General features: G+C 47.4%; 12 protein-coding genes and 1 tRNA gene. 6 read left to right on the top strand and 7 right to left on the bottom strand.

Features of this window, described 5'->3' with window-relative positions; genetic code table 11:
• Positions 1-120 precede the first annotated feature (120 nt).
• The 4 genes from L6466_RS00190 to L6466_RS00205 all read right to left on the bottom strand — a co-directional run bounded on the left by L6466_RS00190 (position 121) and on the right by L6466_RS00205 (position 3513).
• A complete protein-coding gene (locus tag L6466_RS00190) occupies positions 121-1602 on the bottom strand; it encodes a hypothetical protein (RefSeq protein WP_237802433.1) in 1482 nt (493 codons plus the stop codon).
• 47 nt (positions 1603-1649) lie between these two features.
• Complete coding sequence (locus L6466_RS00195; protein WP_237802432.1) at positions 1650-2309, bottom strand: anti-sigma factor; 660 nt, start codon at positions 2307-2309, stop codon at positions 1650-1652.
• Complete coding sequence (locus L6466_RS00200; protein ID WP_237802431.1) at positions 2306-2863, bottom strand: RNA polymerase sigma factor; 558 nt, start codon at positions 2861-2863, stop codon at positions 2306-2308. The genes L6466_RS00195 and L6466_RS00200 overlap by 4 nt, the downstream gene beginning before the upstream one ends.
• A 71-nt stretch (positions 2864-2934) precedes the next feature.
• Complete coding sequence (locus L6466_RS00205; RefSeq protein WP_237802430.1) at positions 2935-3513, bottom strand: hypothetical protein; 579 nt, start codon at positions 3511-3513, stop codon at positions 2935-2937.
• A 374-nt stretch (positions 3514-3887) separates the two neighbouring features.
• Here L6466_RS00205 and greA point away from each other — a divergent pair, with 374 nt between their 5' ends.
• Both greA and L6466_RS00215 read left to right on the top strand, forming a co-directional pair.
• Positions 3888-4355 (top strand): transcription elongation factor GreA, encoded by a 468-nt coding sequence (gene greA / locus L6466_RS00210; protein ID WP_091817634.1) that lies wholly within the window; start codon positions 3888-3890, stop codon positions 4353-4355.
• A gap of 50 nt (positions 4356-4405) precedes the next feature.
• Positions 4406-4801: an HIT family protein gene (locus tag L6466_RS00215; protein ID WP_237793844.1), complete on the top strand. Its 396-nt coding sequence runs from the start codon at positions 4406-4408 to the stop codon at positions 4799-4801.
• Here the strand turns inward: L6466_RS00215 and L6466_RS00220 are convergent.
• Complete coding sequence (locus L6466_RS00220) at positions 4798-5889, bottom strand: mannose-1-phosphate guanylyltransferase (RefSeq protein WP_237802428.1); 1092 nt, start codon at positions 5887-5889, stop codon at positions 4798-4800. The two genes, L6466_RS00215 and L6466_RS00220, sit on opposite strands and share 4 nt — an antisense overlap.
• A gap of 135 nt (positions 5890-6024) precedes the next feature.
• Between L6466_RS00220 and L6466_RS00225 the strand changes: the two genes are divergently transcribed.
• Positions 6025-6106 (top strand) — tRNA-Leu (locus L6466_RS00225).
• Positions 6107-6185: 79 nt separating this feature from the next.
• On the opposite strand, the gene L6466_RS00230 is transcribed toward L6466_RS00225, so the two are convergent.
• Together L6466_RS00230 and L6466_RS00235 are read right to left on the bottom strand one after the other, a co-directional pair.
• Positions 6186-7277, bottom strand: a complete 1092-nt coding sequence (locus L6466_RS00230) for a metallophosphoesterase (protein ID WP_237802427.1) — start codon at positions 7275-7277, stop codon at positions 6186-6188.
• Between the two features lie 94 nt (positions 7278-7371).
• Positions 7372-7644 carry an HU family DNA-binding protein gene (locus L6466_RS00235; RefSeq protein ID WP_091817622.1) on the bottom strand — a complete coding sequence of 91 codons (273 nt, stop codon included), beginning with the start codon at positions 7642-7644 and terminating at the stop codon, positions 7372-7374.
• Positions 7645-7874: 230 nt separating this feature from the next.
• Here L6466_RS00235 and L6466_RS00240 point away from each other — a divergent pair, with 230 nt between their 5' ends.
• From L6466_RS00240 to secDF, 3 genes are all read left to right on the top strand, one after another.
• Positions 7875-8810 carry a rhomboid family intramembrane serine protease gene (locus L6466_RS00240; RefSeq protein ID WP_237802426.1) on the top strand — a complete coding sequence of 312 codons (936 nt, stop codon included), beginning with the start codon at positions 7875-7877 and terminating at the stop codon, positions 8808-8810.
• Positions 8811-8821: 11 nt separating this feature from the next.
• Positions 8822-9916 (top strand): endonuclease/exonuclease/phosphatase family protein, encoded by a 1095-nt coding sequence (locus tag L6466_RS00245; RefSeq protein WP_237802425.1) that lies wholly within the window; start codon positions 8822-8824, stop codon positions 9914-9916.
• 104 nt (positions 9917-10020) lie between these two features.
• Positions 10021-13119 carry a protein translocase subunit SecDF gene (gene secDF / locus L6466_RS00250; protein ID WP_237793835.1) on the top strand — a complete coding sequence of 1033 codons (3099 nt, stop codon included), beginning with the start codon at positions 10021-10023 and terminating at the stop codon, positions 13117-13119.
• Positions 13120-13180: the final 61 nt, after the last annotated feature.

Consider the following 13180-nt stretch of genomic DNA (forward strand, 5'->3'; position numbering starts at 1 on the left):
AAGGTAAGAAAAAATGAACAAAGAACCAAAAGAAAAAGGAGAAGAAATGGTTTTCCCCTCCTTTTTTCTTATGATTAGCCTCACTTCTTTAGGTCGTAGGACTATTTGCGTTCAATATGATTATTTCATCAGTTTAATCATTTCATTCATGTATTTCTCCGTAAACTTGTTGACTTGCTTTTGGACTTTGCGGGCTGACTTGGTGTAGGAGCCGTATTCCTTGTAAAATTCGGCGATTGCCTGATTCTGTTTACTATACAAATCCAGAACCTTTTTATATAAATCCGGCAACGATTCTTTGGGTAAACCCGTGCTGAGCACAAATTTCACGAAGTCTTGCACATTATTGTCAAACGTCTTATTCTGCTTGTAGATTATATCGAAAGCACTATTGATACGGAAAGGATCTCTCATGCCATTAATTTCCTTACCAATCAGGTCATAGCTTTGTTTCAAAACCTTTTCATAAGTATCAAGGGTCTGAACCTTTGACACAAACTGAACTTTCTGTTTCGTAGTCAGGTTCTCTCTCCACTGATCTACTCTTCTATTCGTTCCTTCACCATTGACATAATCTACTGGTACGTCATCTACTACTGGTATGGTGTCGACCTCTAATATATCCACATCATCATTTCCGGCAATTTGTCGTGCATTCAGCAGACTCTTACCGCTATAGCGACCTACACGATTCTCGTAGTCGCGGTCCTCCTCGTACCAACCGTTATGAGTGGTGATATGATAGGTCTCACCAGGCACACAGTCGATGTTTGTCCACAGCTGACAGAGCGAGCCATCGGGCATCACCGTACGGATACGACCCACAAAAGGCTTGTCATTTTCAACAGAGATACCGAAACGGCCGTTTATGACAGGCATCGTAAATGTAAAGCTATCGTCTGTAGCATTGTTGAGCTGCTCAGCCGTTTCAGCTATATAGAACACGTAGAGAGAATCCTTCAGGTCATCGCCTACACGGCCTTCGAGGGTGAACCTCATTCTTGAACCATCCTGATCTTTCGCGTAGAGGTCAGTGCTCATACTTTTCTCGAAGAGGTCGGGACGCAGCGAGGTAATCATATACACGGTGCCCAATACCTGATTCTTCTGGTCGTGCATATATTCCCAAGTGACGGCATAGGCATCACGCAACGTAGGGTTCTCAGAATTCTTGCAGCACATGAGCCACATCTCCTGATTCTTATTGGTACGAATGTGCTGGGTGCCTTGAGTCTTACCATTTTCGGTAATGATCTTCAGTGAGAAATTCTCTTTGCTGCCAGGCTGGATATGCAGGAACTGATAAGCCAGAGGTTCCTCTTTGGGGAAGTTCAGAGCCACAGCCTTCAGCACATTATCGTTTTGCATACTGTTGGCTGAACAGCGGAAGGGCACAATCTTCGTACTCGACTCGATGATACTCGTATTGGGGTTGCGATTCACGGAATATACCTGTCCTTCGCTCAGGCCAAACTTAGCGATGATGGCGTTCAGGGTAGCGATAACGGTCTCAGGTTTCTTCTGCGGATTTGCCAACGGATCGGCACTAATGGTTGTTATGGCGCTGCAAGCAATGAGCAGCATGATGAATATACGTTTCATATCTCGTAATTTTAATTTTTACATTTTTAAATTGTTACATTTTCACATTATTTCTGAGCAGTTTGCTCTAAATGGTATTTTGCGATTTCCAGTTCCAGTTCCACCCATTTTAGGTAGGCCTCGTTAGCTTGTTTCTTCATCAGGGCCATCTCCTCTGGGGTGTACTTCAGGTTCTCTGGACGGGTAATGGGGACGTCGCGTTCTGTCAGTGTTGTGGTGGCTGCCTGAGCGATAGCTGGTGTTTCTGCCTTGAGCGTTTCTGTAGGAGCTGTTTCTTGAGCTATTTGTGGCTCTTCTACAACAGGCGTCTGCTGCTTCTTGGGCTTGGCAGGCGTGCTTTGGGCTATCTGCTTAGGCGTTTCCTTCACAGGTGCTTCTGGCAGGATGATTTCCTGTTGAACGTCCTGTTGAGGCTTTGCCTGCTTGGGTTCCACCTTTACGGCTACTTCCTGATTCATGCCTGTTCCCATCGTTGTGTCCTTTGGTGGGGTCAGGTACACCATCATGAAGCCAGCCACACAGGCTGCTGCAATCCAGGGCCACCACTTCTTCTTGCTCCTTTCCTTCGCAGAAGGGTGCTGAACTCTCTGCATCAGACGGGCGTTGAGGTCGGCAGGCATCTGAGGACCCTCCGCCTCTTCCATCCGGATGGCGTCGCGCAGGTTCTGGTCCTGCTCCAATAAAGTTTTGAGTTTGTCCTCGTTCATGACTGTAACATTTTTATGATTCTACAAAGTTTCTTTCTCGTTCTGCTTAGTTTCGAGGCGATAGTTGACGGTATCGACTCTGTGATGTCGGCAATTTCCTTTAAGCTCAGTTCATCATAATAGAACATTGTGATGATGGCTCGCTCGTCAGGAGGCAGATATTTCAATGCCGTTCGGATCAGTTGTACCGTTTCCTGGTTGGCATGTCCGAAGGTCTCGTCCACCTCCGTATCTGATAATGCCTCGGCCTTGTCACCCTGATCTTCAAAGTAGACGACTGGCATCCCTTTGTGTCTCAGGAAGCTGATAGACTCGTTATAGGCTATGCGCGAAATCCAGGTCTTGAGCGAGGATTTTTCGGCATTATACCTATTTATATTATTAAAGACCTTGATGAAGACATCCTGATAGACCTCTTCGGCATTCTCGATGACAGAGACGATTCGCACCACCTGTGCAAAGACATCACGACCATAGAGGTCGAGCATCTGCTGTTGGGCTTTGGGACTTTTCTTGAGCAGTCCCGCTATGAGGTTTGTCTCGGTTTCTGTCATGATTATTTTAGTCTTACATTTATATATACGCAGAAAATGACAGAAACATTGCAAACGAAAGAAAAAAATTTTTAGAAGCTTGGTTCGGCTTCTCCTCTTTGGAAAATCATCCAGCCATTTTCACCACTTATATAATAGCTCTTGAAGCGGAGTGTCGTCTCGTCGGCATAGTCGAAGACGGCATTATACTGGTAGGCTGCAAAGTCAATATCCTTATTATCGTATTTGGCAGAAAGTTCCAGATAGTTTTGCTTCCCATCTCCATAGGGATCCCAGTAGCGCAGTTTCCAGGTGCCGGAGAAAGTGCCGTTCTGTTTGACGTCTTCGTCTTCCCAGACGCCCAGTTCTACGTCCTCCCAATCGGTATATACCTGCTCGCCATTGATGGTGACGAGTTCGCGCATTTGCCATTTCCGCATACCTGTCAGCGTGCCGTCTGCCTGAAATGTCAGTCGCTCGAAATAGCGCTGTTTCTCACCAATCTTCTCGAAGTGCCAAGTTCCCACCAGCACAGGACCATACTTCTCATTCAGCTGTATGGTCTTCTCGTGGGCCTCAGGGTCCACATATTCAGGATCACTACTACTGCATGCAGCAACAGAGAGGGCTGCAAGGATGAAGAAAACAGTTTTCTTGAGAAGTTGTAACATGATGGTTATCAATGAATGGTTTACTTTCTGCTGGCAAATGTACAAACAAATCGAGAAACATCAAAATTTTTCTTTGGTATTTTTCCTAAAAACAATCATGTCACGTAAAAACGTCAGAGAAACGACGAGTTACTCATAGAGAAACGTCGAGTTGCTCGTTGAGAAACGACCTTTTGCTGAGTGAGCGTAAACGGGCAGAAAAATAATTCCCCTCAAAAAATTTGGTCGATTCGGAAAAAAGGCTTATCTTTGCAAACGGTTAAGACAAAATGGCGATAATGAGGATTCCGACTTGGGAGAATAGTCGGGATTCTTTGTTTTTTGCCGACCAAGGAGATACCTAAGATAATATAAAACAAAAAAACAATAGTATTATGGCTTATATGTCACAAGAAGGCTATGATAAACTCATAGCTGAACTGAAACGTTTAGAAGGCGTTGAACGTCCAAAAGCATCGGCTGCCATCGCAGAAGCACGCGACAAGGGCGACCTGAGTGAGAATAGTGAATACGAGGCTGCCAAGGAGGCACAGGCCCATCTGGAGTCTAAGATCAACCTGATGAAGCAACAGATATCAGAGGCAAAGATTGTAGACACATCACGTCTGAGCACGGACTCTGTACAGATTCTGTCGAAGGTGGAGATGACCAACCTGGCCAACAAGGCTCGCATGACCTACACCATCGTGAGTGAGAGCGAGGCTAACCTGCGCGAGGGAAAGATCTCTATCCAGACACCTATTGCTCAGGGTTTGCTGAACCATAAGGTGGGCGACGAGGTGGAGGTGAAGATTCCACGTGGCACCATCAAGCTCCGCATTGAGAAGATTACTGTTGGATAAAGAATAGGTCGTTATATCGTTATAACGACAAAATGAATAATAGTAAAGCAATGGATATTTTCAGTAAGATTGCTGCTGGCGAGATTCCCAGCTACAAATGTGCAGAGAACGAGAAGTTCTATGCCTTCCTTGATATCAACCCTGTGGCAAAAGGTCACACGTTGGTGATTCCTCGTCGTGAGGTGGACTATATCTTTGATATGGACGATGACGAGTTGGCTGAGTTTGAGGTGTTTGCCAAGCAGGTGGCTGTAGCCCTGAAGAAGGCATTCCCCTGTAAGAAGGTGGCTCAGGTGGTCTTGGGGCTTGAGGTGCCCCATGCTCATATCCATCTGATTCCGATGAACAGCGAGGGCGACGTGGATTTCCGCAAAGAAAAACTGCATCTCCCCAATGAGGAAATGCAGCAGATAGCTGATAAGATATACGCAGCCTTTAAGGGTTAAGTATAATCCTCCCCATAACGTATGCCAACCTCGTTGACATACTTGCGAATGAGCGACGATGAGTCGCTCTTTTTGCATATCAAGAGTACGTCGCCTTCCTCGGCCACGATATAGCCTTCCAATCCGTTGATGATGCCGATATGACCCTTGGGCAGTTTGATGATGTTGCCCTTGCAGTCGTCCATCATCACTTCTGAGTCGAGCACCACGTTATCGTCTGTGCCGTGACTCATGAACTCATAGATAGAATGCCAGGTACCCATATCGGCCCAGCCAAAGTCAACCTGCATCACATAGACCTGATTGCCTTGTTGCAGCAGACCTTGGTCTATAGCCACATTGGGCAGGGAGGCATAGTTGCGCTCTATATAGCCGATAACCTGATCGATGGTGTAGTTATGGTTCTCGCACATGCCTGGGGCGAAGAGCTCGAGGAACAAATCGCGCAGGCAATGGCGCAGGTGGTTGGCATTACTCAGGATAAGACCTGTGTTCCATAGGAACTCGCCACTATCCATGAAGATCTGGGCAAACTCGCGTTCTGGCTTCTCTACAAACGACTGGATGCGATACACATGGTCAAACTCACCATTGCTACCCATCTGGATATAGCCATAGCCAGGTTCAGGACGCGTGGGTTTGATACCCATCACCAGCACCATATCTTTCTGTCCTACCAAATCCAGGCCATCGATGACGTTGCGCTTAAAGGCATCCTCGCCGGTGATATACTGATCACTGGGCACTATCACGATGCTGGCATTCTCGTCGCGCTTCTGGATATTCAGCATAGCCCAGGCCACACTACCTGCCGTATTACGATTGATTGGTTCTATCATCAGACATCCGTCCTGCAGCTCTGGCAGTTGTTCGTGCACCCAATGCTCGTATTCCTTACACGTGCATACATATATATTCTCTTTTGGCACGATGGAAGTCATGCGACAGAAGGTGTCCTGCAACTGCGTGCGACCTGTTCCGAAGAAATCTAAAAACTGTTTGGGACGCTCCATCCTGCTTGAAGGCCAGAGCCTTTTTCCACGTCCACCAGCGAGTATAATACAGTAGTTACTTTTTGAAATATTCATATAGCAGATTAATAGTTCATTAATTTGGGGGCTAAATTACAAAAAGACATTGACAAATGCAACTATTTTCATGTTTTTTTTCATATTATTTTGCGTAATTAAAAAAAACTTCGTATCTTTGCACCCGCTTTTAGAGCCCAGATGGCGGAATCGGTAGACGCGCTGGTCTCAAACACCAGTGGGGCAACCCGTCCCGGTTCGACCCCGGGTCTGGGTACAAGCTTTAAAAGGCAATCCTCTGTAGGACAGGTTCTTACAGAGGATTTTTGTTTCTAATTAGTTCTGTAGTATTGGAGTTACTGGCGTTCAGACGTTAGCTTTAAGACGATATATTCCGACTGGGTGCCAATACGGTATTTGCCTCCCCAGATGCCCAGACCGCTGCTGACGTAATAGTGGGTGTTACTGCGTTGATAACTGCCCCATGCACAGTCATAGAGATGATGGGTGATCCATGAGACAGGCCAGATCTGTCCCTCGTGGGTATGTCCGCTCAGTTGGAAGTCGATACCTGCTTGCTCAGCTTGTTCCAGATAATAGGGCTGATGTTCCAGCAGAATCTGATATTTCGTACTGTCGACCTGCTGCATCAGTTTTCTGATGGCTAGGCGATGCCTATTGGTACGATCATCGCGTCCAATGATACAGAGGTCGTCTGCAACAACGCATGAGTCTTTTAGCAGATGGATGCCTGCATCAGTATAGAATTGTTGTGCGCGTGGTTCGTTACTATAGTATTCATGATTACCCAGACAGGCATAGACGGGAGCCTGCAGGCGATGGAATTCTTCTGCCATCTTTTCTTCAAACAACGGGCGTACGCTGATGTCGATGATGTCGCCGGCAATCAAAATGAGGTCAGGCTGTTCGGCATTCATCATATCCACCCATTTGGCCAGATCGCTGCGTGTGTTATGGTAACCCAGGTGCAGGTCGCTGGCCATCACGATGGTGTAGTCTTTCTTCAGGGGTTTCGTGGTCTGCAGGTTCAGCGCCACGCGTACCTTATTGTGATAATGGATATTTCCGCAGAGAAACACGGTGAGCATCATCCCCAGGATAGCCGCTGATGTGACCCCGTTGGCATAAAGCCACGAACGAGGTACCAGGTGCACAAGTCGGCCCAGGTCGAGCACCAGGAACAGGATGACCAGATAGAGCAGGACAAGAATCGTCGTGGTACCTGTCTCATAGAGAATACGGGAAAGGGGTAGGGGAATTTTCTCCAAAGCGCCACTGAAATTGAGGAACAGCATAAAGAAACAAGCGATGCCTGTTGTCAGAATCAAGCCTTTCCATATACTGGCCAATGGCAGTAGCACCCATATATGCCAACCAACATAGGCAAGTCCTGCAAAGGGAAGTATCATGAAGAGTAAGAACCACATACTTGTCTGGGGATGAAGGATTTGAAAAAACGGAAGGGAAATAAAAAAGGGATGCGCCGAAAAGTGCATCCCTCTGTAATTTTCTTTACAAAAATTAGTTCAGAGCGTCAGCAAGCTCAGCACCAGCCTTGAACTTAGCAACCTTCTTGGCAGCGATCTTGATCTTAGCCTTTGTTGCGGGGTTGATACCCTCACGTGCGGGGCGCTCGCTAACAGCGAATGTACCGAAACCAACGAGAGCTACCTTATCACCAGCCTTCAGGGCGTCCTTAATAGCTGCTACTGTGGCATCAAGAGCCTTCTTTGCGTCTACCTTAGAGATACCAGCACCTGCTGCAATCTTCTCTACCAATTCTGTCTTGTTCATAATAAAAAAAGGTTTTTAAAGTGAATAATAATTGTTATTATAAAAAAAATCTACCGCAAAAATAATAGGAAATCTTCATACGACCAACAAAAAATCCGAAAAAAATTGATTTTTAATGAAAAAAAGTGTGTAAAGGGCTGTTTTTGTGCTGAAAAACAGATATTTTTCGTAATTTTGCGCCCAGAAACTATTTAGATAAGAATAAACCTAATAAAAAGTAAATCAACAAGATGTTTCGTAATATACCGATAGTAACAAGGAATCTGCTCATTATAAACGTGCTGGTTTATCTGTTGGCATCAGTGGTTGAGTTAGGCGGAAAGAGTCTGACGGACTGGGGTGCGCTTCATTTCTTCATGGCTAGCGATTTCCACGTGTATCAGTTTATCACCTATCAGTTCCTGCACGGTGGTTTCACACACTTGTTCTTCAATATGTTTGCCTTGTGGATGTTTGGCTGCGTGATTGAGAATGTGTGGGGTCCTAAGAAATTCATTTTTTATTACATCTTCTGTGGCGTAGGCGCAGGCCTGTGTCAGGAGATGGTGCAGTATATCTCGTTTGCTGCCGATGGTCTGACGAGTCTGGATCCAGCTCAAGTGCTGAATGTAAACGGACAGCGCCTGATGACTGTTGACCAGATTATGAACCTCTCAAGTACCATCGGAGCCTCGGGTGCCGTCTATGGTATCCTGTTGGCTTTTGGCATGACTTTCCCCAATGAGCGCATCTTTATCTTCCCCCTGCCTATTCCCATTAAGGCAAAGTGGTTCGTAGCTGTTTATGCTATTATCGAGTTTGTCTCGGCCATGAGTAGCGTTGGTGATGGTGTGGCTCATATGGCCCATATCGGAGGTATGCTGTTTGGCTTCCTGCTGATACTCTATTGGCGTAAACGTCCTAACAGCCATTTCAATTTTGATGCTACCCGTCAGTTCTTCGACAGGTGGTCAAGAAATACAAGTGGAACCAGTCGTACGGGTAATACTGGATGGAATACTACCACCACGCACCCTCGTACTGGGGATGATTTGGAGTATAACGCCCGCAAGAAGGCCCGTCAGGAGGAGATAGACAAAATCCTGGATAAGATACGCGTCAGTGGCTACGACAGTCTGTCGAAAGAAGAGAAGAGACGTCTCTTCGAGGCCAGTCATGAGAAATGATCTGAGAGCTTGTGAAGGTTATCAAGAATATATTGGTTGGCGTGCTGACGGGAGCCAGTGTGGTGACAGTCTTGCTGCTGTTGCTGGTTGGCTATAGCGACAGGATTGATCCTGTAGATCATCCTATGCTGGCATGTCTGGGCATGTTTCTTCCCTTCGCCGTAGTAGCCAATATCCTGTTTATACCCATCTGGGTTATCTTCAAATGGAAACGTGTATGGATTCCCGTTGTGGGACTGGTGCTCGCGTATGCACCCATACGTACCTATTTCCCTATCAATTTCAATGCTGATAAAGAACCGCCTGCAGAAGGTATCAAGGTGGTGTCGTATAATGTCTGTGGCTTTGGCGGCAACTATAAATACGAGCAGGCTGTAGATACGGTGGCTGGCTATCTGAAACGGATAGATGCCGATATCGTGTGTTTGCAGGAAGACATGGGAGGCAAGGGTGGAAATGGCTTTGAAAAGATGAAGGAACTCTATCCCTACAACGATACCATCCATTTCTCTAATGACGTTATTTTCAACGCGATAGGCATCCATACCCGTTACCCAATCATCCGTAAGGAACGCCTCCCCATGTCGTCGAGAAGCAATGGTGCGATAGCCTATTTCCTGCAAGTTGAGGAAGACACGGTTATCGTTGTCAACAACCACCTGGAGAGTACCCATCTTTCCAGTGAGGAGCGTAATCGCTATCAGGAGGTGCTGAAGGGCGAAGTGGAGCGCGATTCTGCGGAGGCTGAGTTGTGGTATATCCTGAAGAAACTATCGCTGCATATGGCCGACCGTGCGATTCAAGCAAGGACGGTCAATGAGTTTGTGGAAACGCACAGTGGCTATCCCATTATCCTCTGTGGCGACTTCAACGATACGCCTGTTTCCTATACCCGTCATACCGTTGCTACCCATCTGAATGACTGCTTTGTATCAGCAGGTTGCGGTCTTGGTCTGTCATTTAATCGGAAGGGCTTTAATCTCCGTATAGACCATATGATGTGCTCAGATGATTACGAGCCCGTACGCTGTTACGTAGATAACGAAATGGATGCCAGCGACCATTATCCTATCATTTGTTGGTTGAAAAAGGCGCGGAATCAATAAAAAATGTATGAAAATAGCCAAAAAATTTTCAAATGTGTAAAATTATCACTATATTTGCAGGCTCAATAACGCGATTATATATATAATAAACTAAAAATAAAACAATGCAAAACAAAGGAATTGTAAGATTTATTGCAGTTGCACTCATTCTTGTGTGCTGCTTCTATCTTTCGTTCTCGTTTGTGACTCGCCATTTTGAAAACAAGGCTGAGGCACTGCGCGCTGAACTGGGAGATAAGGCAGCCGACGAGTATTTGGACTCGCTGTCATCTGAGGACCATGTATGGCTCGGAGCTTGGAGTCTTGACGAGTGCCGTGAGATGGAGATTGGCCTGGGTCTTGACCTGAAGGGCGGTATGAACGTTATTCTGGAAGTGTCAGTGCCTGACATCGTAGACTTCCTGGCTGGTCACAAGACCGACGAGGGCTACCGTAAGGCATTCGAGGCTGCCGTGAAGGACGAGGAGAAGAGTCAGTCAGACTTCATCAGCCTCTTCGTAGAGCGCTGGAAGGAGTTTGGTGGTGGTCGTCAGCTGAACACCATCTTCGCTACACAGCAGATGCGTGACAAGGTGAACACCAAGAGCACCGACGAGCAGGTTATCGCTGCCCTGCAGGCAGAGGTTGATGCTGCTATCGACAACGCCGAGACCGTGGTTCGTACCCGTGTTGATAAGTTCGGTGTGGCTCAGCCCAACATCCAGAAGCTGAGCGGTCAGAGCCGTATCATGGTTGAAATGCCAGGCGCCAAGAAAGATAAGGATCGTATCCTGAAGCTGTTGTCAGGAAGTGCTGACCTGCAGTTCCACGAGACCTACATGCGCGAAGAGGCTATGCCTTTCATCGGTCAGTTGCACTCTGCTTACTTGGCTGAGATTAGCGACATCAAGGCTGAGGCTAAGGAGGATACCGCCGCTGTTGCTGAGGCAGAGGCTGTAGAGGCAAACGATACCGTTAATGCCCTCGACCTGGCTGCTAAGAAAGACCTCGCTGCTGCTGAGGCTGGCAACAACAATCAGGCAAAGAGCCTGCTGAACTACCTCGTAGTGAATGACCCCTATCACACAGAGAGCCTCTGCGACGTAGGTTATGCCCGCGTTACAGATACTGCTGAGGTCAATAAGGTTATCTATTCAGAGATTGCCAAGAAGGTGCTCCCCAAGGAGATGCGCCTCTACTGGGATGCTAAGGTCAGCAAGATCGAGAATCCCGAGACTGGCAAGAAGACCAAGGTGCTGCACCTCTATGCTATCAAGGTGAACGATCCTAACGGAAAGGCTCCTCTGACAGGTGACGTGGTGACAACCGCTAAGGACGACTACAGCAACGAGATTGGTAATGTAGGTCCTGTGGTTTCTATGCAGATGAATACTGAGGGTACCCGCATCTGGGCTAACCTGACTAAGATGAACGTAGGTCGCGCTATCGCTATCGTCCTCGACGAGGTGGTTTACAGTGCTCCTCGCGTAAACGGTGAGATTCCTGGTGGTAGCTCACAGATCTCTGGTCGCTTCACTCAGGCCGACACCAAGGACTTGGCTAACACTCTGAACTCAGGTAAGATGCCTGCTCCTCTGCGTGTTGCTTCTTACCAGATGGTAGGTCCTTCACTCGGTGCTCAGTCAATCCAGCAGGGTGTTATTTCATTCATCGTAGCCTTCGTGCTGCTGATGGTTGTGATGGTGCTGCTCTACAACTGGATTCCTGGTATGCTGGCCAACTGTGCCCTGCTGTTCAACCTGTTCTTCACGCTGGGTATTCTGAGCTCGTTCCAAGCAGCGCTGACCATGCCTGGTATCGCAGGTATCGTGTTGACACTGGGTACGGCAGTGGATGCTAACGTGCTGATCTACGAACGTACGAAGGAAGAGCTCCGCAAGGGCTTGAACATCAAGGAGGCCCTGAACCTGGGTTACTCTAACGCTTTCTCAGCTATCTTCGACTCTAACTTGACATCACTGCTCACAGGTATCATCCTGTTCGTAGTTGGTACAGGTCCTATCCGTGGTTTCGCAACGACGCTGATCATCGGTATCTGCGTATCGTTCTTCACCGCTGTATTCATGACCCGTCTGGTTTACGATCGTCAGATGAAGAACGACAAGTGGCAGAAGCTCACCTTCTCTACACCTCTGTCTAAGAACCTGATGCAGGGAACAAAATTCAACTTCATGGGCTCATTCAAGGTGTCTTACGCTGTATGGGCAGTCGCTATTGTTGTATTCTGCATTAGCTTCTTCTTCCGTGGCGTCAGCAAGAGCATTGACTTCACCGGTGGTCGTAACTATGTTGTAGTACTCGATAAGGAAGTACCCGTTGAGGATGTGCGTGCTGCATTCGATGGCGTATTCGCTCAGAACGACGAGCAGAGCGCTAACCCCGGTTCTCCTGCCAGCACCACTATCATCGCCCTGGGTGATGCCTCTAACCGCACCGTTCGTATCTCTACCAACTGGGACTACGACGTAAACAGCCCTGTGGTTGACGACGTGATTGAGGACAGCATCTACAGCGTACTGAGCAAGGCTGAGCTGATCAAGGCTGAGACCAGCAAGGAAGACTTCCGCACACCTCCTGCCAACGAAGAGGATACCTCTAAGGGTACCATCGTTAGCTCAACAAAGGTAGGTCCTTCTGTGGCTAAGACCATCACTCGTAGCGCTATCATCAGCGTTATCCTGGCTCTGATTGCCATCTTCCTCTACATCCTGCTCCGCTTCCGCAACGTAGCCTTCTCTATCGGTTCTATCGTTGCTCTGAGTCTTGATGCACTGGTTGTTATCGGCTTCTTCTCACTGCTCCACACATGGGTGCCCATGTCGCTCGAAATAGACCAGACCTTTATCGGTGCTATCCTGACCGTTATCGGTTACTCTATCAACGATAAGGTGGTGGTATTCGACCGTATCCGTGAGAACATGCAGCTCTATGCTAAGCGCGACCGCAAGCGTCTGTTCAATGATTCACTGAACCAGACCCTGGCTCGTACCATCAACACCTCAGTGACCACGTTAATCGTGCTGCTCACTATCTTCTTCCTGGGTGGCGACAGCATCCGCTCATTCGCCTTCGCCATGATTCTTGGTGTTGTATTCGGCACGCTGTCTTCTATCTTCATCGCTGCTCCTACAGCTTATCTCACCATGAGCCGTAAGGACCGCATGGAGGACTTGACAACAGAGCCTGTTGAGGCTGCAAAATAAGACGACTAAGTTCTTAATATAAGAAAATGTACGCACATGCACGTGCGTACATTTTTTTTAT

The sequence above is a fragment of the Prevotella communis genome (assembly GCF_022024175.1).
Taxonomy (GTDB): domain Bacteria; phylum Bacteroidota; class Bacteroidia; order Bacteroidales; family Bacteroidaceae; genus Prevotella; species Prevotella communis.

Coding starts and splice junctions, on each gene's coding strand:
- L6466_RS00190 (WP_237802433.1), bottom strand. CDS start 1,602: ATGAAACGTATATTCATCATGCTGCTCATTGCTTGCAGCGCCATAACA.
- L6466_RS00195 (WP_237802432.1), bottom strand. CDS start 2,309: ATGAACGAGGACAAACTCAAAACTTTATTGGAGCAGGACCAGAACCTG.
- L6466_RS00200 (WP_237802431.1), bottom strand. CDS start 2,863: ATGACAGAAACCGAGACAAACCTCATAGCGGGACTGCTCAAGAAAAGT.
- L6466_RS00205 (WP_237802430.1), bottom strand. CDS start 3,513: ATGTTACAACTTCTCAAGAAAACTGTTTTCTTCATCCTTGCAGCCCTC.
- greA (WP_091817634.1), top strand. CDS start 3,888: ATGGCTTATATGTCACAAGAAGGCTATGATAAACTCATAGCTGAACTG.
- L6466_RS00215 (WP_237793844.1), top strand. CDS start 4,406: ATGGATATTTTCAGTAAGATTGCTGCTGGCGAGATTCCCAGCTACAAA.
- L6466_RS00220 (WP_237802428.1), bottom strand. CDS start 5,889: ATGAATATTTCAAAAAGTAACTACTGTATTATACTCGCTGGTGGACGT.
- L6466_RS00230 (WP_237802427.1), bottom strand. CDS start 7,277: ATGTGGTTCTTACTCTTCATGATACTTCCCTTTGCAGGACTTGCCTAT.
- L6466_RS00235 (WP_091817622.1), bottom strand. CDS start 7,644: ATGAACAAGACAGAATTGGTAGAGAAGATTGCAGCAGGTGCTGGTATC.
- L6466_RS00240 (WP_237802426.1), top strand. CDS start 7,875: ATGTTTCGTAATATACCGATAGTAACAAGGAATCTGCTCATTATAAAC.
- secDF (WP_237793835.1), top strand. CDS start 10,021: ATGCAAAACAAAGGAATTGTAAGATTTATTGCAGTTGCACTCATTCTT.